This window comes from Bacillus cereus (assembly GCF_007678085.1).
Lineage (GTDB): Bacteria > Bacillota > Bacilli > Bacillales > Bacillaceae_G > Bacillus_A > Bacillus_A cereus_BE.
In genome coordinates this window covers 556,867-583,014 of the sequence record NZ_VEDW01000001.1, presented here as the reverse complement: position 1 = coordinate 583,014, position 26,148 = coordinate 556,867, and the positions used below count along the sequence as shown (strand labels likewise).

The window sequence follows — 26,148 nt, the reverse complement described above, 5'->3', positions numbered from 1 at the left end:
AAAGGATGGTGGAATATAATGCAAAAAGTGATGCTATATCTCTGCTTCACATTATTTATCGTTTTATTATTATTTGTCGGAGTGAAGATTCAATTTTATTTAGATACAGACGCGCAGGTGAACTTTAACGTTTATCCAAGATTATTCTACTTTACACTCTTCCCTCTTATAGTCGGCATTTTATTACGATTCCTTCAATCGATTAATCGCGAAACGAGTAAACAAAACTGGAGCTTTCAACCAGATAAGTTTATCGCCATTACAGTGCCTACAATATTAATTTCCTTTTCCCCAGCTCTACTCTTTTCACCACTTGGCCAATACCTACCTTATTTAACTAATATTATTCTTATAAATACAACTTTTGTTACGATAATAAGTTTAATAGCTGGCTATTCTCTTTTAGATTGTTTTATACAAAAAGATAATGCAAATATGAAAAAATATAATTGAATACTCTTTTTTGTTTCAATAAAAAAAGCTCACAGCTAAAGCTATGAGCTTTTCTAATTATTGCACCTTTTCGTTTACATATTCCATAAACTGCTCTGCTTTAATAAATCTTTCTTTATACGCTTCAGGTACTTCTTCTACTGTTATCCCACCACTCGATTTCGCTTTTACTAATACAGTTTGATATGACATTAATGCTTCCATATATTGTTCATACTCTTCTGAAGTTAATACTTCTTTACTAGATTTATGACCATTTAATTTATCAAAATACGGATGAAGCTCCATTACCACCTTTTTCAATTCATCTTTTTTAGCTGGTGATAATTGATCATAATCAATATTACCGTTCGAATCCCCGTATTCAAGCTTTGCATTTGTTAATTTCTTTAGTTCTTTTGTAAACTCTTCATATTCTTTTGCACCCATTTCATCTTTCGCTTGTGATAACTTTGCATTAAAACGCATGTATCCTTCTAATGTTATAGCTCCGGCATGCTTCTTTAAATTTTCAAACGACCCGTATATACCATCTGCCATAATAGATTGATACGCAAAACCAGTCGTCGGGATTAAAAGAGTTGCTGCAAGCACCCCTGCGATAAGACGTTTCTTTCTCTTACGCCCCCCTTGATTCATTTTTATTTGAACGATTACTTTTTCTTTTAACTCCGGAGGGGCAACAATCCCCTTCGCTTCTTCTTGTATAGATTCTCTAACTCTACAATCTAAACTCATTTCACATTCCCTACCTCTCCTAAAAAGATTTCTTCTACTTGTTCTTTTTGGCGTAGTTTCTTTAATGCCGCATGAATTCTAGATTTCACTGTGCCAATTGGAATATGTAATATTTGTGCTACTTCTTCTTGTGAGTAATCGTGTAAATATCTTAAGATAATAACTTGTTTCAATTTATATGGTAATTTATGAATGAGTTCAATTAATTTTTGGTTTGATATTTTACTTACAACATCGCTAGAAAAATCAATTTGTACTGGTTTTCTTTGCTCTTCTGCTTTTTTTATAATTCGTAGCCGCATCCACCTCTTTCTTCTATAAGAGTGAATTTGTTTAATCGTAAGTCCAATTAGCCAAGGGCGAAATGGTTTCTCTCTATCATACTTACGAAGTGATTCATATAATTGTATGTATATTTCTTGAACGACATCATCTACATCCGTTTTATCTTCAATTAAAAAATGTGCTGTTTTATATACTTCTTGAATCGTTTTATCATACAACTCGCTATATGCTTCTTTATTTCCTGTTAAAGTTAAATGGATTAAATCTATATACACTGTTTCATCCTTCATTTACCATCCCTCCTTTGTCGTACACTATATATTGGCAAGTAATTGATATTTCGTTCGATTTTTTCAAAAGTTTTTTTGTGTAGATTAGTATAATGATTCAATATGTTCATAAGCTTCACTTATAAAGTCGCATAACTATTATATAATTTTCCAATTTCTAATGACGATTTAAAATCATTTATATAGTCAAATTTAGGAGGATATATAATGAAAGCTATCGTTGTAACGTCGTTCGGTGGTCCTGAAGTGATGAAATATACAGATGTGGATATGCCGGCTTTTTCAGAAGATCAAGTTTTAATTCGCGTTGTTGCTACTAGTGTAAATTTCGCTGATATTAAATCGCGTTATGGCAAAAAAGGAAATAAAAAACTACCTTTTATACCAGGGATAGATGCTACTGGTATTGTAGAACGAGTCGGTTCTCATGTGAAAAATATTTATCCTGGACAACGTGTCATCGCTTTTCCTCAAAATGGATCTTATGCAGAATACGTTGTCGCAAACAAAAACCTTACTTTCGTTTTACCTGATGAAGTAGATTTTCAAACTGCAGCCGCATGCCCTATCGTATCTTTCACAAGCTATAATTTACTCGCAAATGTAGCAAGACTTCAACAAGATGAGTCTGTACTCATTCATGCTGCGGCTGGTGGAATTGGTACGACAGCAATTCAAATCGCTAAACTATTAGGGGCTGGAACTGTTATCGGTACTGTCGGAAATGAAGCGAAAAGGAACATCGCTTTAGACGCTGGAGCTGATTATGTTATATGCCATCAAAATGAGGATTTTGTAGAGAAGGTCAATGAGCTGACAAATGGCGAAGGGGTTGATGTAATTTTAGATTCTATTTCTGGAACTGTTTCGGAAAGAAGTTTAAAATGTCTTGCTTATTACGGTCGCCTCGTTCATTTCGGTAATGCTAGCGGTGAAATTGGTAACTTTCAAACGAAAGATTTACACGCAAGTTGCCGCTCTATACTCGGTTTTAGCTTCGGCACTACACGAAAAAAACGGCCTGAACTCCTCCAAGAAACAGCAAATGAAGTTTTCCGTTATTTACGTGACGGAAGTTTGCAAATTAAGGCTACGAAATCTTTTCCACTTCAAGATGCAGGGAAAGCACATGAATGGGTCGAAAGTAGAAAAAGTACAGGGAAAGTAATACTAACTGTTCAGTCCTCTTCCTGAAATGAATACTTGAAACCGAGGTGTCATTCATGGGATCACGAATTATGCATGCTATTATCGCCAACAAGATTGCCGAAAAACTATGTATTCAAGATAAAACTTCTTTCATACTTGGAGGAGTAGCCCCTGATGCGGTTCATTCAGCCGAAGAAAAAGGAACTTCACACTTTTACGCTGGCACAACGAAAAACTATACGAGAAGGATAGATTTCAATTCTTTTTTTCAAAAATATAAAGTTCATATGGATTCCCCTTTCCTCTTAGGTTATTACACCCATCTCATTGCCGATGACAATTGGCTAAGTGGCTTTTTTCTACCATGGCTAAAAAATAGAATAGAAAATGACGAAACTATCGCACCTATGTACTATAACGATTTTAAATTGTTAAATGCAAAGTTGCTCCATCATTACGATAACGAACAACGGCTCTTCTCTTTTCTCAATCAAGAGGCTCACATTATGGATATTGAAGAGGTTTCTAAAGAAAACGTATTAGCTTTTCGAAAGTATCTTTTTGAAGATATGTTGTATCCAGAGCAACATTTGCATGAAGACTTACAAGTATTTACGTTTAATCAAATCATTGGTTATATTGAGACAGCTATTGAAAAAGGCGTATTTTATATTAATCAACTCTCTAATAAAAAATCCACTTCAAACATGTAATCCCCCTCAATATATTGAGGGGGATTTTTCACATAGCAATATTATTATTTGTTCTTTTCCATAACCGCAAAATAATTCCCTTCACTATCAGCAAAGTTAAATACTTTACCAGAAGGCATAGTTACCATTTCGCCAACAGTAACATTTTTATTTTTTAAATCTGTATATAATTGATCAAGATTTTCTGAGAAGAACATTAAGGACGGTGTACCAAGATTTAATTCTGGGCTCATTTTCGAAATAAGTTCTTTATTATGTAATATAATGCTTGTTTCTGCACCGCTAGTTGGAGCGATTTCAATCCATCTCATTCCTTGCTTATTATCTTCCTCTGCAACTACATGAAACCCTACCTTTTCCGTCCAAAAGTTTACTGCCTCATCTTGATTATTTACATATAACATAATTTGTCCAACTTTATGAATCATTTCATTTCCCCCTAATGGTTTTTATATTCTATGTAGCTTTCTACAGGTACTATTATTATTCCTTTTTCATTCAATTACAAACAAAAAGACGTAACTACAAATAGTTACGCCTTCCCCATTATTTATCTAGGCTTTTTCTTCCCAGTAAACGCTGGTTTCTTTTTCTTTGGTGCTTTCGGTTTCGTTTCTACAAATGATCCGTTGAACATTTCTTGCTTCGTAAATACGATGCCTAGTTTTTTCGCAAATTGCAGTAATTTACGCTCTTCTTGTGGAGTTACAAGAGATACGACAGTTCCTTCTTTACCCATACGTCCAGTACGTCCTGAGCGGTGAATATATTGGTCTACTGTGTCCGGTAATTCTAAGTGAATTACATGTGTTAAATCATCAATATCGATTCCACGTGCTGCAATATCAGTAGCAAGTAGAATTTCTAATTTCCCGCCGCGGAAAGCACGCATCGTTGCTTCACGCTCTTGCTTACCTGCTTCTGCATGAAGAGCTGCTGCTTTCATTTTACGGAACTGCAACTTCTGAGTAATTTCATCTAAACGGAATGGGTCATTTAAGAAAGCAACTGCTTTTACATCGCCCATATGCATAATTCTTCTTACGTAATCATTTTTTTCGCGTCGCTCACAAATGATATACGTATGCTCAACTAAGCTTTTTGACTCTGCACGTGTTACACGTACCACTTGTGGTTCAACTGCTAAATCACGTGCCGCGTCTTCTGCAGCTTTGGTAATTGTCGCTGAGAAGAATACTAATTGACGGTCGCGCATCGTTGATTTAATTACATCTTGTACTGCGCCCATCATCTTTTGTTTTACAATTTGATCAAACTCATCAAATACAATTGTTTTCACTTCATGCATTTTTAGCTTTTTCATACGAATTAATTCTAAAATACGTCCTGGTGAACCGACAATTACTCTCGGATGTTTCTTTAATTTTTCAACTTGGCGCTTAATATCTGCACCACCAATTAAAGATGCCCCTGAAATTTCAGTCCCTGCTGTAAACTTTTGAACCTCTTCGTGAATTTGCATGACAAGCTCACGTGTTGGCGCTAAAACAACTACTTGTGGTTGTTTTACTTCAGGATTAATTTTATGTAAAAGGGGTAATAAGTACGCTAATGTTTTTCCTGTTCCAGTTGGAGATTCAGCTATAACGTCTTGTCCTTCTAAAATAGTTGGAATCGCTTGTTTTTGAATTTCAGTTAATTCTTTAAAACCAGCCTTCTCCCAAGCTTGTTGTAAAAATGGTTGCATATCTTTTATCATTTGTTTTTCTCCTTTATCTCTATTTTTGAAGAAAATGTTGTATTGTTCGCACCGTTTCTATCATGTGTGAAATAACAGCTATTAAATCATCAACATGGTCTTCTGTAATCGCTTTTTGAAATAGAACCTCTACCTTATTATGATATGAAATCGCTTGCTTATTATATTCGTATGAAAGTTTTTGTGTAATCATTCTTTCTTTTCCCCAAATAGAATGCATGAAAGTTTCAATTTCTTCGCATACTACCTCTGGCTTTTCTATCGGGAATGAAAATGCTAACTTCATTTCACAACCTGGTGTAAATTGTGGCACTTCTAGTATTTCACCAGACAAGTTCTTTGCATCCACAGATAATGAAAATGTTGCTTCTACTAGTGGTTCGAACGGTTCTGTTAATTGAAATGAAATATGATATATACGACTTAATGAGGCAAGGTCCATCATATCTTTTCGATCTGTTACAAGAATATCTCCATGTAAATCAAAATCATAAACAGCACCTTCTACGATTACTTTTAAATTATCAAAAGCAGTTGGATCAAACATAATTTCCTCCAAAAAACAGGCGCCTTTCGATGGAAAGGCGCCACTTGATGTATATATAGTTTACAGATAAACGAGATGAATTACAACCTTTTAGAATAAACCTACTGCTTTTCCATCTTCATTTACATCCATTTGCAGTGCCGCTGGCTGTTTTGGAAGGCCTGGCATTGTTAACATTGTTCCTGTTAACGCAACGATAAACCCTGCACCGATAGATGGTTTTAGCTCACGAATTGTAACGATAAAGTCAGATGGACGACCTAATTTTGTTGCATCGTCAGAAAGAGAGTATTGTGTTTTCGCCATACAAATTGGTAGGTTACTCCAGCCTTCTCCTTCATATTGAGCTAATTGCTTACGTGCTTTCGGAGCAAATTCAATATCTTTTGCACCGTACACTTTTTGAGCAATTGTACGAATTTTTTCTTCTAATGGTAATTCTAGTTCATAAAGTGGTGCGTAGTTATTTTCACCTTTTTCAATTTCTTTTAACACTTTTTCAGCAAGGTCAACTCCGCCTTGGCCACCTTTCTCCCAAACTTCCGTTAAGGATACTGCATAGCCACGCTCATTGCACCACTCTTGTAAGTAAGCAACTTCTGCATCTGTATCCGTAATAAATTTATTAATTGCAATTACGAAAGGCACACCGAAGCTTTGAATTGTTTCAACATGCTTCTGTAAGTTTTCCATACCTTTTGCTAATGCATCTACATTTTCTTCTTTTAATTGATCTTTTGCTACGCCACCATGCATTTTGAGCGCACGAATAGTCGCAACAATAACAACTGCTTCTGGTTTAATGCCAGCTGCACGAGCTTTAATATCTAAAAACTTCTCTGCACCTAAATCAGCACCGAATCCAGCTTCTGTAATAACATAATCACCTAATTTTGCTGCCATTGTTGTAGCGATAACACTGTTACAACCGTGAGCAATATTCGCAAATGGTCCGCCGTGAATGATAGCTGGTGTATTTTCTAACGTTTGTACTAAGTTTGGTTTTAATGCGTCTTTTAATAATAATGTTAACGCACCTTCTACACCTAAATCTTTAACCGTTACAGGTTGATTTGCAAAGTTATAAGCAACTACGATGCGAGATAGACGAGCTTTTAAATCTTGAATATCTGTTGCAAGGCAGAATACCGCCATAATTTCAGATGCTACTGTAATATCGAAACCGTCTTCACGTGGTACACCTTGAACTGGCCCACCAAGACCAATTACTACGTTACGTAGGGCACGATCATTTAAGTCAACACAGCGTTTCCAAACGATTTTACGCGTATCAATTCCAAGTGTGTTTCCTTGTTGGATATGATTATCAATAAACGCCGCTAACGCGTTATTAGCAGTTGTGATCGCATGAATATCTCCAGTAAAGTGAAGGTTAATGTCTTCCATAGGTACTACCTGTGAAAAACCGCCACCTGCCGCTCCGCCTTTTAGTCCCATCGTCGGTCCAAGAGATGGTTCGCGAAGTGCAATTACTGTTTTCTTACCAATTTTATTAAAAGCTTGACCTAAACCAACTGTTACTGTTGATTTACCTTCTCCAGCTGGAGTTGGGTTAATCGCTGTTACTAAAACAACTTTACCGTCTTCCTCGTTCTGTAAGCGCTTAAAAATGTCAAGAGATAGCTTACCTTTATAATGCCCGTATGGCTCTAATTCATCTTCTAAAATATTTAATTCAGCTGCAATTTCTTGAATCTTCTTCATACTCGCTTCTTGTGCGATTTCAATGTCGGATTTAACTGTTGTAGTAGTTGTCATATACCCTAGTCCCCCTTTAATTGGTTCTGATGATATTGTATCAGTTTTTTGTATTTTCTGCACTTATTTACCTCCTAAAAATTCTTTCATTTCTTTATACGTTTTTTAACATAAATACCCATAAGAACGTTAACGATTGTTGTAACTCTGTAGGGAGTTGACCTAACATCTTCTCATTCACTCCGCGCTTAAATACACCGATCCCATCTACAACTTCAAAACCTTGTTCTTTCGCTAATTGTTCAAATTCCCAAGGCATCATCGTATTACAAACAACATCTTTTCCGTATAAACGAGGATAACTGTTCTCTCGAGGTTTTGCTGTCGGTCCTAAAATTGCAATACATGCATACCCATCGCTTTTTAAAACACGCTTTATCTCATTTAATGCTTGTAATGGCTCCTCGGTCCATTCTAAAGAATTAATTGCCATAATTGATTCAAATTGTTCATTTTCAAACGGTAGGGATGAAAGATCTCCTTTTATAAAAGATAAATCCGGTCCTTCTCCGCGCTCCTTCCCTTTTTGAATCATCACTTCTGATAAATCTACTCCAACTGCTTTATAGCCCGCGAGACTTAATTTATATGTACCGTATCCATCTCCACAACCAACATCGAGCACTTGCCCTTCTTTCTTCACGTATTGTTCAAAAAATGGAATAATTGTACTCCTACTCCCGCTATCCCACATCTCTTGACTATTTTGATTCCAAAATTCTGCACTACTATCCCATTTCTTCTCTGCTGATTCATGCCAATTAAATTTCGTCATACACTCCCCTACTTTCACGTTTTATCACTCATTTCATTCTACATCATTTTCCAAAATTCCTGTTTATCTTCATTAGGAGATGTACAAGCGAAGAACGGAATCTTTATTCTCCAATTTTTGCTTTACTTGGGTTTAACTCATACTCATGTTCTTCTCTTTATGTAAGATACTATAGGTACACCCAATTGAAAGAGAGGGATGTACATGCGAAGAAAGAGAAATCATCATTTTAAAAGTGGTGAAAAAAACGAAGAGTATGCAGCTGAAATATCACCAACTGGCATACCAATTAGACATAAGCGTAAAGAAATTGCAAATGAAATAGAAGGTACAAATACCGGTGCAATGGTAGGCTATGTCGCTTTATTTCTTTCGCTTTTCTCAATTGCATTTTATCCAGTTACACTCGGCTCTCTTGCGATTTTAGTCGGCTTATTGGCTGTCAACTTCGGAGCAAGAACACTTGGATATACGGCAATTGGTTTTGGTAGTTTTTCTGTTTTATTTACTTTACTCTATCCGCTTGCTTTGTCAGCGTTTTAAAAAAACACACCAAGTATAACTTGGTGTGTTCATTCGTGATACAACATAATATGACCGCATCCACAGCAATGTTTCGCTGTAATTTCTTGAAACACTGGATAATTCTCTTCATCTCGATGCTCAATAAACACCTTTTCAAATCGATACATATTTTGTGCATACGCCCAATCTTGTTTCGTACGCGCATACAAAGTTGAGGAAAAAAACTCCTCACCACCGCAAACGATACATGTATTCTTCATTACTACCCCTCCTATGCTTGTCTTACTTCATCTATATGAACATAAGCATAAGAAAAAGACCTTCTATTACTAGAAAGTCTTCTCTGAAACAAAAAGAAATGTACCAAACATTCCTACTCCGCTATATTCTTTCGTAACACCAGCTTCTGTTTTAAATGTTTGCTTTACAGTCATAAAGAATACACCATTTCGTGCATCTGTACTTTCAAATTGTAATTTTTCTATTTTACCATCTACATTTTGTGTGCATTCAAAACTACTCTCATCACATTTCAATGCATACTTATCCTCTACATACACTTTAAAATCTGATTCTTTCGGACAAGTAATAAGTAAAATCGTCACGAGAATAATACTTACAATACCCACAATTGTATAATATTTCTTCATTTGTACTCCTTTCAAATGACAAGAAAACTTGACTTCATGCGCCAAGTTTTCTTAGTCCACAACCCATTGCCATTCTTGTTCTTTCTTATCAAAAATAAGCCAACCAGTCTCTGTTGCTTCTTCTTTCAATTCATCGATATTATCTAGCACCTCATCCGTACTTTCATACGAACCAACTACATATACCGGAATTTCAAGACCCCTTCTTGACTCAATTTTCCCTGCCAGATCAATATAAAGACCATCTTCCATTAATGGAATAAGCCCCATAATTACTTCTTTTGAAATTGCTGGGAAAATCTTTGATTTTTGGAAGAAAGAAAAACGTTTCTTACCGAAAGCACCGAGTTTATAAGGAATGACTTTACTTAACATCCCTACAAAGTCTGCAATTCTACGATAATACACTTTGTTGTACCATCCGTCATCATGTGAAAAATAAACAAATCTATTTTTCAATAACGGAAAGAATGTTCTTGCAAGTGGTTCTTTTTTGTGAGCCAAATATAAAAGCTCTGCAATTTCTTTTGGCTCTAATTCATCTAAATCGCTTGCATCATCAAAATCTACCCAACAAAATTCATCAAATTCATCAATCTCTGCTTGAATTAACTTATGTATATTTTCTTCCTCAACATATTCAAATAAAGTATGATAATGAAAATCTGTCCATTCAAAGTTATGCTTTAAAAGCAACACTTGATGAAGCGGTGAAGGGATGTTACTTGCAAACTCTTTAAACGTAATTCCTGATGTGATAAAACAATGACCTCGACGATTACCATTAATATATATCATATTCTTTACTTGGTCAGATCCTCCAGACAAAGCACCTAGCCACCTTCGTTTTATATGTTTCAATTCTATAGCATATTTTAACATGAAAAATTTTAGAAACATAGAAAAAACTTCAAAAACTATTTACAATTTCATGTGTTTTATTACATAGTGATTACAAGAAAAAACGCCTGCTCGTGAGCAGGCGTTTTTAAAGGATTTCATCTGGGTTTTGCGGATGATGATTTCCCTCTTTCTTTTCATCTTTTTGGAACATCGATTGAATTTTATCAATTGTCTGTGGAGCTAATTCAATCATTTTTTCTGCTAAATGTGTCGCATTTTGTAGATGCAGAATATTTACTCCATCTTTATTCACCACAAGAAATGCTACTGGTGTAATAGAAACACCACCCGCGCTACCGCCACCAAATGCAGGGTTACCGTGCGCTCTTTGCCCATCATTCGTTTGGAAATCAGAACCTCCTGCTCCAAAACCGAACGCTACTTTAGAAACCGTTAACACCACACCACCGTCAGCCGTTTGAACAGGCTCTCCAACAATCGTATTTACATCGACCATTTCTTTTAAATTTTCCATTGCCGCTTTCATTAACCCTTGAATTGGATGATCCACCGTTCATAACCTCCTTTGTCATATCTTTCCTAGTTTTTCCGAAAGTTTGTGAACTAAACATAAAATTTTATATTGATTTTAAATATATTTTTTAGAGTCTCCGCAGAAACAAAAAAACGCCCTTGAATTGTATGGATATCTCTAACAATTTCAAGGGCACTTCAAATTTGATATTTTGTATTTTTCCATGCATGATAATTAAGTAATTAAAAATTCATTACATAATTAGATTAGATTGGAAGTGTCTATTTGATAGTATATACTGTACAACCACTTCACATTTATAAAAAAATGCAAGAAGATGGTTTTTATCATGGAGATGAGAAATATGTTTGTCCTTATTTCAAACCTCCATATGCTTGGATGATGGAACAGATGAAAGAGAGAATTCCTAATTATGATGGCCGAACTTACCCTGTATGGGTTTGGAATAAAAGACCTGATCAAAACCGTCCAGCACTTTTATCTAAAGGTCAAAAAGGCGTCATTCTTACATTAGACATACGAGATGAAGACATTCTTTGGTCTTGTTTTCATACTTGGCACGCTATTTTAAATAATAGTCCTATAACTAAATCAGAGGAAGAATGGGAGCAATTCGAAACAGAAGGTTTTCCAAAAGATAAAATGATAGCTACCTGGCCCAGAATTTTTGACTTTGATTGGTTACAAAGCCTAGATAAAGATTGGATAGAATTTGATCCCGATTGGGTTCAAGGTGTAACACCTCGTATAGAAGTGAAACATATAATGAAAGCTAAACGATTTATTGCTAAATAAGGTAGAGAGCTATAGCTTTTTACTTTTTTGACTTTATATACAATAACGGATTTGAAGAATGAAAATAATTAATATATAAAGTGTAAATCTTCATACATTAGATTTACACTTCATATTCTCACTTCAAGGTCATAATTACCTGTCTTTCAACAAACCCAAATTCTTCGTACATCTCTTTCGCAAAATTTCCAGCAAATACATTCAAACGAATTTCTGAATATGTCTCCTTCAATTCCTTAATACCGGCTTCCATCAGTTCTCTCGACAATCCTCTCCCTCGATATTCTGAAAAAACGTATAACTCATATATAAATCCAAGTTTTTCACGAGAAAAATAGTCTGCATTTTCCCCTATTAATATCCATCCCATTACTTTCTTTTCTTCTTTAACGACTAAATAATATGCTCCCTTTTCCACTATAGGCTTTGTTATTTCAACCGCTTTCTCTATACTTAACCGACAATTCCCTCTTGTTCCTTCAAATAGTGATTGAGCTGCATACTGTAATATTTCGTTCGTTTCTTCTCGATTCGCCTTTTCTATCATTTTTCACAACTCTCCTCATTAATAGGCATTAATATCGCTTGTTCAAGCTCCTCCGACTCAATCACAATTGCCATCAATCCATTTTTCGTACTCGTTTCATGAAATTCGCCCTTCTCCCAAAAAACAGCTTGTCCCGCTTCCACCTTCACTTTTTCTTTATCTTCTCCGCATACATATCCTTCTCCGTCCACAATAAGAAGCAGTTGCGATACAACTGCTTCTTGATATCCAATTATTCCATTTTCTCGTAAATGCATAGCCCTAATATGTACATTTCCTTTTTGGTTTAATATTATCGACATTATGAAATTAGATTGAAATGCTGATATGTGTTTTCCTACTTCTTCACTAAAATCAAATATCTTCATTACTAGTCCTCCTTATACGTATAAAACCATCCTTACTGTCTGCATCATATGTCCTTCAAAATCTTCTTCAAACTCCTCTAATTGTGCAAAACCTTTCGATTCATAAAAACGTTTTCCTTTTTCATTCGCCGCTTCTACATGAATATAAAGCTTCCGAATTCCTATTAATGCCGTTAACCCTTTTTGTAATAAAGCACTTCCTATCCCTTTCCCTTGCTGATTTGGTAACAAATAAATCGCACCTAATTCTGCTTCGTTTTGCAGTCTAACAGGTGAAAAATTCGCAAAGCCAATTACTTCTCCCTCTTCTTCCGCAACGAATAAATGTGTATTTTCAAGACGATACTTCATTTTTTCATCAGAATAAGCCTCGTTTAAGAAACTGTCTTGAATCTCTCTCGGGATAATTCCTTCGTATGTATCATGCCAAGCTATTTTCGCTACTGATTGTACAGCATGAATGTCTTCTTGCTTCATTTCTCTAATTACATATGTCATCTCGTTGTCTCCATTCTCTTTAAATTATATTCTGCTAATATACTAGAAGAAATGGCAGAACCATTTTCATAATTCACCTTAATTAATTTTAATTTCTCAACGCTTCCCATTCTTCACGAATCATCCCCATTCGGATAGAATCATAGTACGTTCCGTTATAATAACGGCATTTTCGCATTCTACCTTCTAAAGTCATTCCTATTTTCTCCGCTACTTTCACCATGCGTTCATTGCCAGACCAAGTTGTGAGCCCTACTCTACCAATCTCCATCTTTTCAAATAGTAAATCTCGATATAACGTTAACGCTTCTGTACCATAACCACCATTCCAGTAAGCTGGATTATAAATAACAATTCCCATCTCCAACCAACGCGTCGGTTTATGCTCCCAATAAAATCCGACCGTCCCTATAATTTGGCCGTTATTTTCTATAATTAAATTGGATAGAGGTTCTTCTTTTAAACGCGTTTGCATCCCCTCTTTATAAGATGGGTATTCTTGCATTGAAAACGGAAAATACGGTGCATCCCATTTTTTCCATTCTGGGTTTTCTTCTTTAAACACGAGATTCCATAATGTTTTTATATCTGATTCTTCAATTGTACGAATTGTTACTCTATCCCCTTTTACGATTACGCTTTTCATAATTTCCTCCTACACTCCTCTTTATTTCATATATAATTATAATATTTTTTCTGAAAAATCAAAACAGATATCGTTTATTATATTGTATAATTTTGTTATAAGATACCAATTATTCATGTAGAAAGCTGGTGATTCAATGAATAATCGATTTAGTATTGCTTTATTTCTCACTATTGTTACGACAAATATTATTCTCTATTTCTTCTTACCATCAAATATTGTTACGAAATGGGACTTCAATGGAACGCCTACATCAACAATGGATAAAGGCACTTTTGTTATCGTAAATATAATTATATGTTCCTTCATATTCTTTTTATTTTTAGCTTTATCTAAAGCAGCGAGTAATCAGAAATTTCTCCTTTGGATCGGCAACACAATGTTACTATTCTTATTTTTTGTTGATATTGTCATTGCCCTTATCGCTCTTGGCTTTTCACTTCCTCTTGATCATTTCATATTTTTAGCATTAGGGCTTTTATTTATATTAATAGGCTATTTCAGTTCCAAAATTGATACGACTAAATCAACCGTTTCATTGGAGTGGAATGATAAGCACCTTGAAAAAAGAGCTTCAAATATTTGTAGTATTTCAATGATAATAGCAGGTATTTTCCTAGCGGGACTTCCATTTATCATTTCTGCTCCGTATAGAGGTTATGCTATACTAGCAATTATTTTAGGAATGACGATTGTCATTTTACCGAGTACAATTTACTTACTTATGAAAGACAGCAAGCAATCTACTCATATAAAAAGATAATAAAAAATAGGAGGCTCCATACCTCCTATTTCATCTTTTCTATCTCAACTAAAATCCCTTTCTCTATCCAGCCTTCTACTCCATCTCTTTTAACTAAATCATATCCTGAACAGCTGCCATCAATGAGAGAAACAATGTCCCCTTTTCTTACACTTATTAGCGCACAAGAAATATCGGTTTTCACTGTGTATTCACCTGAATCAAGTTGCCTAATATATTCATTTTTCACAGAGAGTAATTTATTCGTTTCTCTTTGCTTACATATCGTATAATCTTGCATCTTCTCCATAGGCTCTATGTAATAATACGGATAGGTAACCCCTCCCTGCATTTCTGAGTTCGCATTAAAATCTGCCATTACTTCATATTCTGGAAAATAGTCTACATATGTATAAGAAAACATATCACCTGCTTTTGTCCTCTGAATGATAAATGCGTTTAATTGTCCTGCCTCTTTAATTGCATTTCCGCCATCAATTGCAATAATCTTTTTCTCCCTATCAATAACGGGATTGTTAGATGGTGCTTCATCAGAATAGTTTACAACAGGCCAATGGCCAACAACTACATACTTATTTACTCTATGTGATTTATTATAAAACTCCGGCATTGCTATCGCATTTTTCCGTTCTGTTTCTTTCCAATCCTCTCTATCTTCAAGGCCAGCATGTACAAAAATATAATCCTCCGTTTCAATCGCTGTTGGCAATTCTGTTAGCCATTTTATTTCCTTTGAAAAATGGCTCATTAATTTTGTTTTCAATTCACGAATATCATTTTCTTCATGAACGTTAATATTCAATTGCGCTAGCCACTCATTAAAAATTGTATTCTTTCGCGTACATAAATAATTTATTAACGCAGGATTTTCATTTACAAGTGCTTCAACTACAACTTCACAGTTCCCTTCGACTACATAAACATTTGGCTTGCTAACTACTAGATCCATCACATAGTTTACGACGCCAACGCTATCTCTTCCTTTCTCACAAAGATCACCATTAATAATTAAATAATCTTCATCTTGAAAATTAACTTTATGTAGTAATTCTTTTAAAAGAGGTAATTCTCCATGAATATCAGATATTACGATTACTCTAACATCATTAGGGATTGATAGTTTCTTTATTTTTTCCAAGTATAAGCGCTCCAATCATTCTCTGTGTTATTTATAAAAAAACAATTCAACAACATAAATTATAAACCTTTCTAAAAAAATAGGTTCTATATATTATGTCATATAGAACCTATCCTGCTTTATAATTCTTTATGAAAAGAATAGCTTACCTTATCATAGCCTTCTCTTTCATAAAAGCGGTGAGCGTCTAATCTAGGAAAGGCTGATGTAAGAGCAATGGACTCACATTCATTTTCTTTTCCCCAGTTCTCTATATATGAGAGTAATACATTTCCATATCCTTTTGAACGATGGGCTTCTGCTGTTACAAGGTCATATACGAAAACGTGCTTCTTATTATAAAAGTTCGTACAAATCGCTATACCGGCTAGACTCACAACTTCTCCCTCTTCATTACGTAGCGAAAATAGTTTATAATTTTCTTCTTTCATTTTTTGAAATAAAGAGCTTGCTTCTTCTTTTGAAAGTTTTGTTCTTAACTGCTGTAATACGGGAAATACATCATGTAAATCCGCTTCTGTTACTACTGCTTTAATATTCATTATGATTCTCCCCTAACTATTTATAAAATTTTCTAAATGTTATATTATCATTATAGAAAGCGACTGCCCTTAACTTAAGTGACAGTTTTATTCTTTTTTATAAGACCAGTACGAAAAGGAGCGTCTACGAATGGATCTGACTATCCCATTAGCATTACAAAGTAAAACACCTATTTACTTACAAATTTACGAATATATGAAACGAGAAATCTCTCATGGATCACTACATACCGGTACACGCCTACCTTCTCACAGAAATTTAGCCATGCAACTTAATGTAAGCCGTATTACAGTTGAATCTGCTTATCAACAATTACTAGCTGAAGGTTATGTAGAAAGCAAACCGAAACGCGGGATTTTTGTTGCAGAAGTTGATATAGATGTCATTCAAAAGAAACAGCAAATTGCGTCAAACAGTGCTAACAATACAGAAAAAGAACAATATGATTATGATTGTAGTCAAGGACTTATTGATCAAAAAGCTTTTCCGATAACAAACTGGAAAAGAGCATTACACGAAACTTTATTTCAAAATGAAAATGAATTATTTGCTAAAGAAGATCCACAAGGTGAGCTCATTCTACGAGAACATATTTCAAAGTATTTATATCATGCTCGCGGGGTACATTCTTCACCTGATCAAATTATAATTGGAGCAGGTACGCAGCCTCTTCTTTGGCTACTACTTCAACTACTTGGTCAAAAAAAAGAATACGGAATTGAAAATCCTGGGTTTCACCGTATACCTGCTATGATTCATAGTTCTAATCTTCCCGTTCACCCTATCCCTTTAGATGATAAAGGAATTCATATTTCCGCTTTACGTGAATCGGGTTCCAATGTAGCGTATGTGACTCCCTCTCACCAATTTCCACTTGGAATCATTATGCCGTTATCTAGAAGGCTCGAGTTATTAAAATGGGCGAATGATTGTAAAGGATATATTATTGAAGATGATTATGACGGGGAATTCCGCTATATAGGAAAACCTATTCCTTCTTTACAAGGACTAGATTCAAATGAACGTGTTATTTATATGGGAACTTTTTCGAAATCTTTTTTACCTTCTTTACGAATGGGATATATTGTTTTACCACCTCATCTGTTAAGAGCCTATCAAAAGCTTGGTGGTATGTTTAAACAAACAGTTTCTACGCTACAACAACTTACCTTTGCCACCTTTATTCAAAATGGTGATTGGGAACGTCACATTAACCGAAGTCGTACGTTATATAAAAGAAAACATATTTCTTTAATTAAATCTATTACAAATGAAATGGGAAATAACGTTCATATACTCGGTGAACAATCAGGACTTCATATCGTACTTCACGTTCATAACGGTATGAACGAACAAGAACTTATTCATGCAGCTGCAAAAGAACGTATTAAGTTATACCCTCTCTCCACATACGATTCTGTTCATAATGTAAGGAAAGAGTCATATGTATTGCTCGGTTTTGGCAGTATTCCAGAGGATTGTATCGAAACCGTTGTCCAATTACTGAAAAAGGCCTGGTTCCCTAAATAAGAATAGCTCCACGCAAGTTATTCTTACGTGGAGCTATTTTCATTCACTATTTTTCTGATCTTGCAGTTCTTCCTGGACGTTTAACACCAGTTGTTTCCGTTGAATAGGAAGCCTCAATTATAGCAGTTGGATCTACAGAGAGAACGAGATCTTTCATTTTCGGATAAATGAAACGGTTTGTAATACAATAAATAATTCTCTTTTCTTCTCCTAAAAAACCACCTTCTCCATGTAGATACGTAACAGATAATTGCAATTCTTTTATAAGTAGATCGCCTATTTCTTTATTTTTACCAGAAATAATCATAACGCTCTTTCCTTGATTAATACCATCTAATATGAAATCAATCATCTTCGTAACAATATAGAAAATTGCTAATGAGAACATCGCTTGTTCGATTGAAAATAAAATCGCTACAAATGTGAAAATAACTGCATTTACAGCAAGTAAGAATGTACTAATTGGTACTTTAAAGTGTTTGTTCATCCAAACTGCTAACATTTCTGATCCATCTATTGCTCCGCCCATTTTCACTACAATACCAACACCAATTCCAAATAGTACTCCACCATAAAGTACAATTAATAATTCAGAAGTGGTAATCGCTGGAAATGGTTTTAAATAGATTAATCCAAGTGTTGTAACAACATTTGCATAAGATGTACGGATGAAGAACTTCTTCCCCATTACTTTTGCAGTAAAAAGGAGGATAGGAATATTAAGTCCTAAAAACACTCCGTAAAGTGGTAATCCGGCAACTTTATTTGCCATAATAGCAATGGCCGTTACCCCGCCATCTACTAATCCATTAGGTGCTAAAATAAGCTCTAATGAACCCGCTACAATAATCGATCCAATTGTTAATAATACGTATTCAAATACTTTCTTCATTCATTACCCCCAAAACTTATATATTTTCTTAGTATTATCATAACTAATTTTTTCCGCATATACAAAGAAATTGCTTTATATACACACATCTTTCACCTTTTTGGCAATTCTTATGTAGAACCGAAAAACTTTAGCTCTTACATACGACATGTTATATACTTAATTTATAGAATTTACAGAAAAAGGAGCCACTTCATGCTACAACAACTATTTACTTCACCTATTTTATCTGTTCAAACTTTACACCCAGGCTATGAAGACCATGCAAGCGATGTGTTTCTCGTCCGAACAGAAGATGCGGAAGTCATCGTTCGTTCTTCTAAAATGAATGAAGAGCCAAATAATGATTTTTGGTGGGGATGTAAAAACCTATTTGGAATTGATCCAAGGAACGTACATCATTTAGAAGCTGTACATACATTGTTGCAAGCACATACTAATCTTCCTATCCCAGCAATATTAGAAAAACATATTTTAAATGGTCGTGAATTCGTTGTGGTCGAAAAGTTAGGAGGTTACACAGTTCAATCTTTTATTGGGCAACCAAATTCTATTTTATTCAGTCTAGGAAAAGGGCTTGCAGAAATACATAAATACAAAGCAAATTACATAGGGAATGTGATAAGCTCATTCCAAGTTACACTAGATGAATTCCACTCACATGTTTTAAAGGTGAGTAAAGAGCTAGTGAATATGTTTTATTCCGATAATGAAAGCATACAAAATGCATTTCCTACTTTCGAATCACAACTTTCTTCCTTACCAACACCAAAGGAATCTACGCTCGTTTTAATTGACATGGACCCTACTCAGTTTTTATCAGATGGTACAACTATTACGGGATTAGTAGATACAGAAGCCTACGCAGTTGCTCCCCGGGAGTTTGATTTCATCGGCTTAGAATATGTATTTACAGAAAAAGAGGCTCATGCTTTTAAACAAGGTTACGAAACCATTATGCCCATTCCTCATCTTGCAGATTGTAGACCCCCCTATCGATATTTATACCGGTTATTATCTGTTCAGGGCAGTGTGGAGTTAGAAAAGTGGCTAAGTCACCCATCCTATTTTTAAATAAGAATGAGAGGGATTATGAAATGAATATTGAACAAAAGAAATCTTTAACAGCAAACGAAATTCAGCAAATGAAAGATTTAGCTCATATTTGCGGGCAACACGATAAAATTGATTACTCGTCAGATTTACATGTAAACTTTTTAGTTGCTCGTAATAAAGAAGAGATACATGATTTTTTACTCTATGACGATACTCAATTAATTGGTGCATTAAGTATGTATGACTTTGAAAGATCGACAAAACTGGAGTTAATAGGGTTTGTTCACCCAAACTATAGGAAACAACATATAGGCACCACTCTTTTACAAACTGCAATGAAAGAAATACGAAAAAGAGAGGCAGATGAAGCACTTCTTATTATGAATGGGGATTCTGCTTCTGGGAAAGAATTTGCAAAGCATATGAAGTTACCTTATTTATATAGTGAATATAGTATGGAGTTCCAAGCAAAAGAAGTGCAAAAACCAACAAAGAATACTATACAGCGCACTCTTGCATCTTCAGAATCACTTCTTGATCTTATTGACCTTTCCAGTCAAGCCTTTGGAGATTCAGTAGAAAATACCTCTATATGGTTACAAAAAATGATGAATTCACCTTCTCATCAAGTATATAGTGCTCTTATCGACGAAAAAGTGATAGGAACGATTACAGTTTCTAAGCAAGAGCAATCTACTATACTATCAGGATTCGCCGTTCATCCTTCATATCAAGGTAAAGGATACGGAAAAGATATTCTTAGTTATATGGTACATACCCTTATTACAGAAGGAGCTTCAACAATTGAATTAGACGTGGAAACAAAAAACATCAATGCTTTACAACTATATACACAATGTGGTTTTGAAATGAAAGCGAAGCATGACTACTATAATGTAATGAATTTTGAGGTGAATGCATGTGTCTAAAAAACTAATATATTCTGATTATGATATTTTCGCATCCATTTATAATAAACATTGGGGGCATTATGCTGAACACTCCTATCTACTTTTGGAAAAACTCGTTTTACAATATGCAACACCACATTCTCATATTTTAGACCTTTGCTGCGGGACTGGTCACCTTACTAAGAAATTAATTGATAATACTTTTGTAGTAACTGGTATAGATGGTTCTACCCAAATGATTGAATACGCACGTCAAAACGCGCCAGACGCAACCTTTATCGTCGATGATGCTCGTTATTTCAATATAAATGAGCAATTTCACTATGTTATCTCTACTGGCGATAGCTTAAACCATATTTTAAAATTAGAAGAATTAAAAAATGTTTTTCGTAATGTTTACTCCGTATTACATAGCGAAGGTACATTCGTATTTGATATGAATATGGAGAAAGGGTTTCTTGAAAATTGGATTGCTTCGTTTTATATTTCAGCGGAAGAATATGTTTGTACGATTGATTCTACATATGATAACGAAAATAAAAAAGCAGAAATGAACTTTATACTATTTCAGCATGACATACATAATAATTGGACAAGAAGTGACTTTTCTTTTGAAGAAGCTTGTTATTCCAATGAAGAAATAATTTCTTCGTTGAAATCCGTTGGTTTTAAGAACATTCAAATACACGGTACAAATAGAGCATTTTTCATTTGTCAAAAATAAAAAAACTGAATCATAACGATTCAGTTTTTTCTTAGTATATTTACGACAGCAGCCGTTTCATTATTTTCTTTATACACTCGCGGGATTCTTCTGTCTAACATACATGTAACTTCATAGTTAATTGTACCTAACATATCCGCTACTTCTTCCACCGCAATTTCTTCTTCACCTTGTGTACCGTAGAATACCACTTCGTCTCCTACTTGTACTGGCATTGCTTTTGAAACGTCTAACATGAGCTGATCCATACAAACACGACCAATAACAGGTACTCGAACTCCATTTATTAATGCATGCCCTTTATTAGATAACTGACGATTATAGCCATCAGCATAACCAATTGGTACAGTTGCAATCCATTCTTCACCAGTCGTTACATAAGTATTCCCATAACTTACACCGCGATTCTTCTTCGCATGTTTAATATGAGCAACTTTTGATTTTAACGACAACGCAGGCTGTAAAGAAACGACTGCATGATCTACCTCTTTTGAAGGATACATTCCATAAATTCCAATACCTACACGAACCATATTTTGAAATGTATTGCTAAGTTCCATCGATCCTGCACTATTTGAACTATGAATATATGGAATATGAATTCCTAATTCTTTTGCTGCATTGACAGCTTTCTCAAATAAACTTGTTTGCATATTCGTATAGGATTTATCAATTTCATCTGCCGTAGAGTAATGTGTAAACATTCCTACTACCTCTACATACTCCATACGGTTTAATTCTTCTAAAAATGGTTTAACCTCTTCTTCTTGTAAACCGATACGACTCATTCCTGTATCAATTTTTACCTGAATTTGCGCTTTCTTTTGAAGACGGTTTGCGATTTCATTTATACCTTGTAAATCTTCACTTCTATAAACAGTCATCATAACGTCATACTGAATTGCATCTTCCGCAGCTGCTACTGATGTATAGCCTAAAATTAAAATCGGCACGTTAATTCCTGCTTCTCTTAACTCTATCGCTTCATCTACAAATGCAACTGCAAGCTGATTTATTCCTGCTTCAATAGCAGCTTTCGCAACTTCAACTGCCCCGTGGCCATACCCATTTGCTTTTACAGCAGCCATCATTGCAATATTTTCATCATTCACTCGTTTTTTAAATTCTTTTACATTATGTTTTACTGCATTTAAGTCAACTTCAACAATTGTATCTCTTCCATATTTCAAACTCATTGGTCTAACTCCTAACTCAATAATTGCATTCCATTCTATTTCACGATTCATATGACCTTTTACAATATAATACTTTTCAATATGCTAGTCAAACTACTAGAATTTTCGGAATTTTGAGTATGATATAATACCCTTAAGAAACTATTATATACGGAGAAAAGGAGAATTACAATGTTTGTTCAATCTACATTGCACCAACTACAGGTTGCTATGGATACTTCTATTCAAATGCTTAACCAATATAATGAAGCCGATTTAAAAATACAACCCATTCACGCAAAGCGATCTGTATTTGAAATGTGTGCACATCTTTCTCTTATTTGCCATGCGGATCTACTCATTTTAAATGGTATTACAGAAAAACAACTACATACTTTCTATAAAGAACAAACACCCGAAACAATTACGCAAATGCAACAAACGATGATACAGGGCTACGATTTACTTTCTAAAACTTTTTTATCCTATTCCAATGAACAATTAGCAGAAATTAAGACTGCTTATTGGGGTATTTCTTATTCACGCTTTGAATGGTTGCTTGAAATTGTTGCACACTTTTATCATCATCGTGGGCAAATTCATATTATATTATGTGAGCATATGAAAGATCCTCGCATTCCTTTATTTGAGTGATTTTCCACTCATTCATTATTCAATCTACATATCATCAAATATATGTTCATCATTTAAAAATAGAGAAGCAATAAACCCAATAAAAAGTATCATTCCTAATAAAATAAACGTTTGAGCATAACTTCCTATTTTCATAAGATAAATAGAAATGAGGGGTCCTATACTAGTACCTAAAAATAAGATAAAAGTATAAATAGAAACTGCTATTCCCCTTGCTTTTCCTCCCAATTGGCCGACAAGAGCAACTAAAGACGGAACGGATATAGCAATACCTATTACAAAACAGACACTCATTATGACAAGAAAAGGCAAATACGAAACAAAGCCCATTGCACTTAGACTAAAAATAGCGACCAATAATCCACCTTGAAGAACTTTCCTTACTTCAAAGCTCTTTGCTAAACGACCCGTAATTGGTGATAACAGCATACCAATTAGCCCCGCTAAGCGAAAATAAAGGATTTGTTCTACAGTTAAATTATAAGTAGGAGAGCTCAAATAATTTCCTAAAACAGTGTACATATTAACAAAAGCCATTAATAAAACAAACGCAATTATATAGCTCAATACTAAGCTTTTATGTGTAAAGACTTTACCCATCTGTTTAATTGGTCCCAAAATATCAGTATAGGATTGAGATGTCTCCCCTTTCGGAAGAGAATAATGAACCCATACAGCAGTAATCATATAGACAACGCTAAGAAGAAAGAACACCATATGCCATCCAAAATGCTGACTAACAGCTGTACTTACTACTTGCCCTACAATACCGGCTACTAAAAAACCGGTACTAACAAATCCGATCGTTGTAACCTTTTTTTCTACTGGAAATATTTCTACAACGTAAGCTAACGCTACCGGAGAAAATGTAGCTGCTGCAATACCCTGTAAGCCCCTAAAAATAACAAGCCACAATATACTATCCACAAACCCTAAGGAAAACGAAATAATCGACAGAGCAAATAATCCAATGAAGATCACTTTTTTTCGCCCATATTTATCAGAGATTGCCCCAAATAACAAACATCCTATAGCAAATCCAACAGAAAATATACTGCCTGTAGCTGCAGCTTGTGCTAGTGAAACATTAAAAAGGTCTGAAAATAGTGCACTTAAAGGGATTGTTACATATAAACTAGACATAACTACCATACCCGACCAACATAATACAACGGTCATTATTGTGTAATTCTTTTCACTATTTATTTCCTTTCCTATTTCCATCATAATATCTCTCCCTTATTACAATTTTTTTCAATTTAAAACCTCTAAAGTACGCAAAATGGTATTTCTTTAACTGCTACTTATTTTAATTACATCGTAAAAATTATGGTTACCCCAAAAGTTAGTTAAGCATATAATAAGGTAAACTAATTACATTCCCAAATAAATAAGTTGATCCTCATAATCAACTTATTTACCTACCTTCTCCTAATTTCACCTGCATATTTACTTGCATTTTATTTAATAGCTTCTCTAAAACTTGACGCTCTTCTTGATTAAAGTCGTCAACTAACGAAGCGCAAGATAACCAAAAAGTTGGTAAAGAGTGCGTAACTAGTTCTTTTCCTTTCGGAGTAATTTTCACTTTTAATCTTCTTCGATCTTCAGAATGATGGAACCTTACAATTAACTCTCGTTTCTCCATCCAATCTAATAAGCCAGTGACAGAAGCACGTGTTATCCCTAATCGACTCGCAATATCCGAAGGACTCATGTTCACTTCTTCCTCATTTGATTCCATTTCACGCAAAATAAACAACAGTAAAAAATCTAATTTACTTTCCGAAATACCAAGTGGAGCTAAATCTACATCAACAGCATCAAGAACATTATCAGACGTCCATAACATTAACAAACCAAGTTTTGCTGCGATTGGATCCGTATCCGCTGATGCCGTATTTTTTATTAACTCTGCATACGGCCCAATCCCTAAAGGATGAGAATCATTTCTTGAATTCATTCATCTTTACTCTCCTTTCCTTTTAATTAGCTTACCTAACTACTTTTCATTATACTCACATTTTTCCTTTTATTGCAAGAATATTGTTAGACAAAAAATCCTGTCATAAAAACAGGATTTTTTACACTGACTAGCTATTATTTTTAAATAATACGAAACTTCTTTAAGGCAAAAGAAATACCACCTTCACTTGATTTCGTTGTAACGAAATCAGCTCTTGCTTTTAACTCTTCTCCGCCATTCCCCATCGCAATACCTAATCCTACATACTGCAACATCTCAATATCATTTCCACCATCTCCAAAAGCAATTGCTTCTGATTTGCAAATGTTTAGTTGCTCTAATACTTTTTGAATTGCAGTTAGCTTCGAGACTTTACTATCTTCCAATACATTTATAACGTAATTATGAAAACGATCAAATGTAAGCATCGGATATCTTTCAAGAAATTTTTGAGCTTCTATTTCATCTGCATACAGACATAAGCAAGAGATTTCTTCTGACAAATCCTTGCTTTTTTCAGGATACTTCTCTAAATTCAACGTCTCGCTAAGCGCTCGCATTACACGCTTATTATCTGAAGCTATTCCGTTCATTGTAAAACCCTCTGTAAAATAAGAAACGCCCTGACCATGTAATTTTGCAAACTCTGAGATATCATTAACGATTTCACTTGAAAGTACCGATTTATGTATAACCGTTTCCCCACACTTGATATGTGCACCATTTGCAGAAATAAACGTATTTATGCCTAGTTCCATAAATTGCGAACATAAGCTATATGGTCTCCCTGTAGTAACAACTACGTGGATCCCTTTATCTATTAATCTTTGTATTGCTTCTTTTGTACTTGCGTGCATACTTCTGTCAATCTCACTTAAAAGCGTACCGTCAACATCAAAGAACACTACTTTGTACATAA

General features: G+C 34.7%; 33 protein-coding genes and 1 pseudogene. 11 read left to right on the top strand and 23 right to left on the bottom strand.

The features are described 5' to 3' along the window. Positions 1–18: 18 nt before the first annotated feature. A complete protein-coding gene (locus FS742_RS02975) occupies positions 19–453 on the top strand; it encodes a hypothetical protein (RefSeq protein ID WP_144611140.1) in 435 nt (144 codons plus the stop codon). Between the two features lie 57 nt (positions 454–510). Here the strand turns inward: FS742_RS02975 and FS742_RS02970 are convergent, their stop codons facing one another. Beyond that, positions 511–1,191, bottom strand: a complete 681-nt coding sequence (locus FS742_RS02970) for a DUF3600 domain-containing protein (protein WP_144611139.1) — start codon at positions 1,189–1,191, stop codon at positions 511–513. Then, positions 1,188–1,766 (bottom strand): sigma-70 family RNA polymerase sigma factor, encoded by a 579-nt coding sequence (locus tag FS742_RS02965; RefSeq protein ID WP_144611138.1) that lies wholly within the window; start codon positions 1,764–1,766, stop codon positions 1,188–1,190. Before FS742_RS02965 ends, FS742_RS02970 begins: the two co-directional genes overlap by 4 nt. 207 nt (positions 1,767–1,973) lie before the next feature. On the opposite strand from FS742_RS02965, the gene FS742_RS02960 reads away from it, so the two are divergent. Both FS742_RS02960 and FS742_RS02955 read left to right on the top strand, forming a co-directional pair. Beyond that, the gene (locus tag FS742_RS02960) at positions 1,974–2,960 is read left to right on the top strand and encodes a quinone oxidoreductase family protein (protein ID WP_144611137.1); all 987 of its coding nucleotides are present in this window, start codon (positions 1,974–1,976) and stop codon (positions 2,958–2,960) included. 29 nt (positions 2,961–2,989) lie between these two features. Beyond that, complete coding sequence (locus tag FS742_RS02955; protein ID WP_144611136.1) at positions 2,990–3,628, top strand: zinc dependent phospholipase C family protein; 639 nt, start codon at positions 2,990–2,992, stop codon at positions 3,626–3,628. 44 nt (positions 3,629–3,672) lie between these two features. On the opposite strand, the gene FS742_RS02950 is transcribed toward FS742_RS02955, so the two are convergent. From FS742_RS02950 to FS742_RS02930, 5 genes are all read right to left on the bottom strand, one after another. Then, complete coding sequence (locus FS742_RS02950) at positions 3,673–4,056, bottom strand: VOC family protein (RefSeq protein ID WP_144611135.1); 384 nt, start codon at positions 4,054–4,056, stop codon at positions 3,673–3,675. A gap of 122 nt (positions 4,057–4,178) precedes the next feature. Next, the gene (locus FS742_RS02945) at positions 4,179–5,348 is read right to left on the bottom strand and encodes a DEAD/DEAH box helicase (protein WP_144611134.1); all 1,170 of its coding nucleotides are present in this window, start codon (positions 5,346–5,348) and stop codon (positions 4,179–4,181) included. A gap of 19 nt (positions 5,349–5,367) precedes the next feature. Further along, positions 5,368–5,895 carry a hypothetical protein gene (locus tag FS742_RS02940; protein WP_141434954.1) on the bottom strand — a complete coding sequence of 176 codons (528 nt, stop codon included), beginning with the start codon at positions 5,893–5,895 and terminating at the stop codon, positions 5,368–5,370. A 90-nt stretch (positions 5,896–5,985) separates the two neighbouring features. Then, the gene (locus FS742_RS02935; protein WP_012580602.1) at positions 5,986–7,674 is read right to left on the bottom strand and encodes a formate--tetrahydrofolate ligase; all 1,689 of its coding nucleotides are present in this window, start codon (positions 7,672–7,674) and stop codon (positions 5,986–5,988) included. 94 nt (positions 7,675–7,768) lie between these two features. Then, a complete protein-coding gene (locus FS742_RS02930; RefSeq protein WP_144611133.1) occupies positions 7,769–8,449 on the bottom strand; it encodes a class I SAM-dependent methyltransferase in 681 nt (226 codons plus the stop codon). A 204-nt stretch (positions 8,450–8,653) separates the two neighbouring features. Between FS742_RS02930 and FS742_RS02925 the strand changes: the two genes are divergently transcribed. Beyond that, entirely contained in the window at positions 8,654–8,992 is a 339-nt protein-coding gene (locus FS742_RS02925; RefSeq protein WP_001253209.1) for a hypothetical protein, read from the top strand. Between the two features lie 29 nt (positions 8,993–9,021). Here FS742_RS02925 and FS742_RS02920 read toward each other — a convergent pair whose 3' ends face one another. The 4 genes from FS742_RS02920 to ytfJ all read right to left on the bottom strand — a co-directional run bounded on the left by FS742_RS02920 (position 9,022) and on the right by ytfJ (position 11,038). Next, entirely contained in the window at positions 9,022–9,234 is a 213-nt protein-coding gene (locus tag FS742_RS02920) for a hypothetical protein (protein WP_000798748.1), read from the bottom strand. 69 nt (positions 9,235–9,303) lie between these two features. After that, positions 9,304–9,624, bottom strand: a complete 321-nt coding sequence (locus FS742_RS02915; protein WP_144611132.1) for a hypothetical protein — start codon at positions 9,622–9,624, stop codon at positions 9,304–9,306. Positions 9,625–9,675: 51 nt separating this feature from the next. Beyond that, positions 9,676–10,452: an oxalate:formate antiporter gene (locus FS742_RS02910; RefSeq protein ID WP_000014090.1), complete on the bottom strand. Its 777-nt coding sequence runs from the start codon at positions 10,450–10,452 to the stop codon at positions 9,676–9,678. A gap of 160 nt (positions 10,453–10,612) precedes the next feature. After that, positions 10,613–11,038 (bottom strand): GerW family sporulation protein, encoded by a 426-nt coding sequence (ytfJ, locus tag FS742_RS02905; RefSeq protein ID WP_087964241.1) that lies wholly within the window; start codon positions 11,036–11,038, stop codon positions 10,613–10,615. 249 nt (positions 11,039–11,287) lie between these two features. On the opposite strand from ytfJ, the gene FS742_RS02900 reads away from it, so the two are divergent. Next, positions 11,288–11,818, top strand: a complete 531-nt coding sequence (locus FS742_RS02900; RefSeq protein WP_144611131.1) for a DUF3841 domain-containing protein — start codon at positions 11,288–11,290, stop codon at positions 11,816–11,818. 118 nt (positions 11,819–11,936) lie between these two features. Here FS742_RS02900 and FS742_RS02895 read toward each other — a convergent pair whose 3' ends face one another. From FS742_RS02895 to FS742_RS02880, 5 genes and pseudogenes are all read right to left on the bottom strand, one after another. Next, positions 11,937–12,365 carry a GNAT family N-acetyltransferase gene (locus FS742_RS02895; protein ID WP_144611130.1) on the bottom strand — a complete coding sequence of 143 codons (429 nt, stop codon included), beginning with the start codon at positions 12,363–12,365 and terminating at the stop codon, positions 11,937–11,939. Beyond that, positions 12,362–12,733 (bottom strand): cupin domain-containing protein, encoded by a 372-nt coding sequence (locus tag FS742_RS02890; protein ID WP_144611129.1) that lies wholly within the window; start codon positions 12,731–12,733, stop codon positions 12,362–12,364. Before FS742_RS02890 ends, FS742_RS02895 begins: the two co-directional genes overlap by 4 nt. A 12-nt stretch (positions 12,734–12,745) precedes the next feature. Continuing rightward, a complete protein-coding gene (locus FS742_RS02885; protein WP_144611128.1) occupies positions 12,746–13,231 on the bottom strand; it encodes a GNAT family N-acetyltransferase in 486 nt (161 codons plus the stop codon). Next, positions 13,228–13,341: pseudogene (locus FS742_RS27870) on the bottom strand (2'-5' RNA ligase family protein); the annotation flags it as partial. The pseudogene FS742_RS27870 and the gene FS742_RS02885, both read right to left, overlap by 4 nt. After that, the gene (locus tag FS742_RS02880; protein ID WP_144611127.1) at positions 13,320–13,877 is read right to left on the bottom strand and encodes a GNAT family N-acetyltransferase; all 558 of its coding nucleotides are present in this window, start codon (positions 13,875–13,877) and stop codon (positions 13,320–13,322) included. The gene FS742_RS02880 and the pseudogene FS742_RS27870, both read right to left, overlap by 22 nt. A gap of 136 nt (positions 13,878–14,013) precedes the next feature. Here FS742_RS02880 and FS742_RS02875 point away from each other — a divergent pair, with 136 nt between their 5' ends. Beyond that, positions 14,014–14,640: a DUF1648 domain-containing protein gene (locus tag FS742_RS02875; protein WP_144611126.1), complete on the top strand. Its 627-nt coding sequence runs from the start codon at positions 14,014–14,016 to the stop codon at positions 14,638–14,640. Positions 14,641–14,665: 25 nt separating this feature from the next. Here the strand turns inward: FS742_RS02875 and FS742_RS02870 are convergent, their stop codons facing one another. Together FS742_RS02870 and FS742_RS02865 are read right to left on the bottom strand one after the other, a co-directional pair. Continuing rightward, a complete protein-coding gene (locus tag FS742_RS02870) occupies positions 14,666–15,778 on the bottom strand; it encodes a metallophosphoesterase (RefSeq protein ID WP_144611125.1) in 1,113 nt (370 codons plus the stop codon). A 119-nt stretch (positions 15,779–15,897) separates the two neighbouring features. Further along, positions 15,898–16,320 carry a GNAT family N-acetyltransferase gene (locus tag FS742_RS02865; protein ID WP_144611124.1) on the bottom strand — a complete coding sequence of 141 codons (423 nt, stop codon included), beginning with the start codon at positions 16,318–16,320 and terminating at the stop codon, positions 15,898–15,900. 130 nt (positions 16,321–16,450) lie between these two features. Between FS742_RS02865 and pdxR the strand changes: the two genes are divergently transcribed. Beyond that, the gene (gene pdxR, locus FS742_RS02860; RefSeq protein ID WP_144611123.1) at positions 16,451–17,851 is read left to right on the top strand and encodes a MocR-like pyridoxine biosynthesis transcription factor PdxR; all 1,401 of its coding nucleotides are present in this window, start codon (positions 16,451–16,453) and stop codon (positions 17,849–17,851) included. Between the two features lie 46 nt (positions 17,852–17,897). On the opposite strand, the gene FS742_RS02855 is transcribed toward pdxR, so the two are convergent. Next, complete coding sequence (locus FS742_RS02855; RefSeq protein ID WP_144611122.1) at positions 17,898–18,743, bottom strand: YitT family protein; 846 nt, start codon at positions 18,741–18,743, stop codon at positions 17,898–17,900. A gap of 195 nt (positions 18,744–18,938) precedes the next feature. On the opposite strand from FS742_RS02855, the gene FS742_RS02850 reads away from it, so the two are divergent. Genes FS742_RS02850 through FS742_RS02840 form a run of 3 tightly spaced genes read left to right on the top strand, consistent with a single transcriptional unit; the run spans position 18,939 to position 21,434 of the window. Continuing rightward, positions 18,939–19,817, top strand: coding sequence for an aminoglycoside phosphotransferase family protein (locus FS742_RS02850; RefSeq protein ID WP_144611121.1), 879 nt, complete (start codon positions 18,939–18,941; stop codon positions 19,815–19,817). A gap of 23 nt (positions 19,818–19,840) precedes the next feature. Beyond that, on the top strand, positions 19,841–20,728 hold the full coding sequence (locus FS742_RS02845) for a GNAT family N-acetyltransferase (RefSeq protein ID WP_144611120.1): 888 nt from the start codon (positions 19,841–19,843) through the stop codon (positions 20,726–20,728). Beyond that, entirely contained in the window at positions 20,721–21,434 is a 714-nt protein-coding gene (locus FS742_RS02840; RefSeq protein WP_144611119.1) for a class I SAM-dependent methyltransferase, read from the top strand. The genes FS742_RS02845 and FS742_RS02840 overlap by 8 nt, the downstream gene beginning before the upstream one ends. Before the next feature lie 20 nt (positions 21,435–21,454). On the opposite strand, the gene alr is transcribed toward FS742_RS02840, so the two are convergent. Then, on the bottom strand, positions 21,455–22,630 hold the full coding sequence (alr, locus tag FS742_RS02835) for an alanine racemase (RefSeq protein WP_144611118.1): 1,176 nt from the start codon (positions 22,628–22,630) through the stop codon (positions 21,455–21,457). Between the two features lie 171 nt (positions 22,631–22,801). On the opposite strand from alr, the gene FS742_RS02830 reads away from it, so the two are divergent. Further along, positions 22,802–23,263, top strand: coding sequence for a DinB family protein (locus FS742_RS02830; protein WP_144611117.1), 462 nt, complete (start codon positions 22,802–22,804; stop codon positions 23,261–23,263). 24 nt (positions 23,264–23,287) lie between these two features. On the opposite strand, the gene FS742_RS02825 is transcribed toward FS742_RS02830, so the two are convergent. The 3 genes from FS742_RS02825 to FS742_RS02815 all read right to left on the bottom strand — a co-directional run bounded on the left by FS742_RS02825 (position 23,288) and on the right by FS742_RS02815 (position 26,146). Continuing rightward, complete coding sequence (locus tag FS742_RS02825) at positions 23,288–24,487, bottom strand: MFS transporter (RefSeq protein WP_144611116.1); 1,200 nt, start codon at positions 24,485–24,487, stop codon at positions 23,288–23,290. A gap of 193 nt (positions 24,488–24,680) precedes the next feature. Then, positions 24,681–25,226 (bottom strand): MarR family winged helix-turn-helix transcriptional regulator, encoded by a 546-nt coding sequence (locus tag FS742_RS02820; protein ID WP_144611115.1) that lies wholly within the window; start codon positions 25,224–25,226, stop codon positions 24,681–24,683. Positions 25,227–25,369: 143 nt separating this feature from the next. Then, entirely contained in the window at positions 25,370–26,146 is a 777-nt protein-coding gene (locus tag FS742_RS02815) for a Cof-type HAD-IIB family hydrolase (RefSeq protein WP_144611114.1), read from the bottom strand. Positions 26,147–26,148 lie beyond the last annotated feature (2 nt).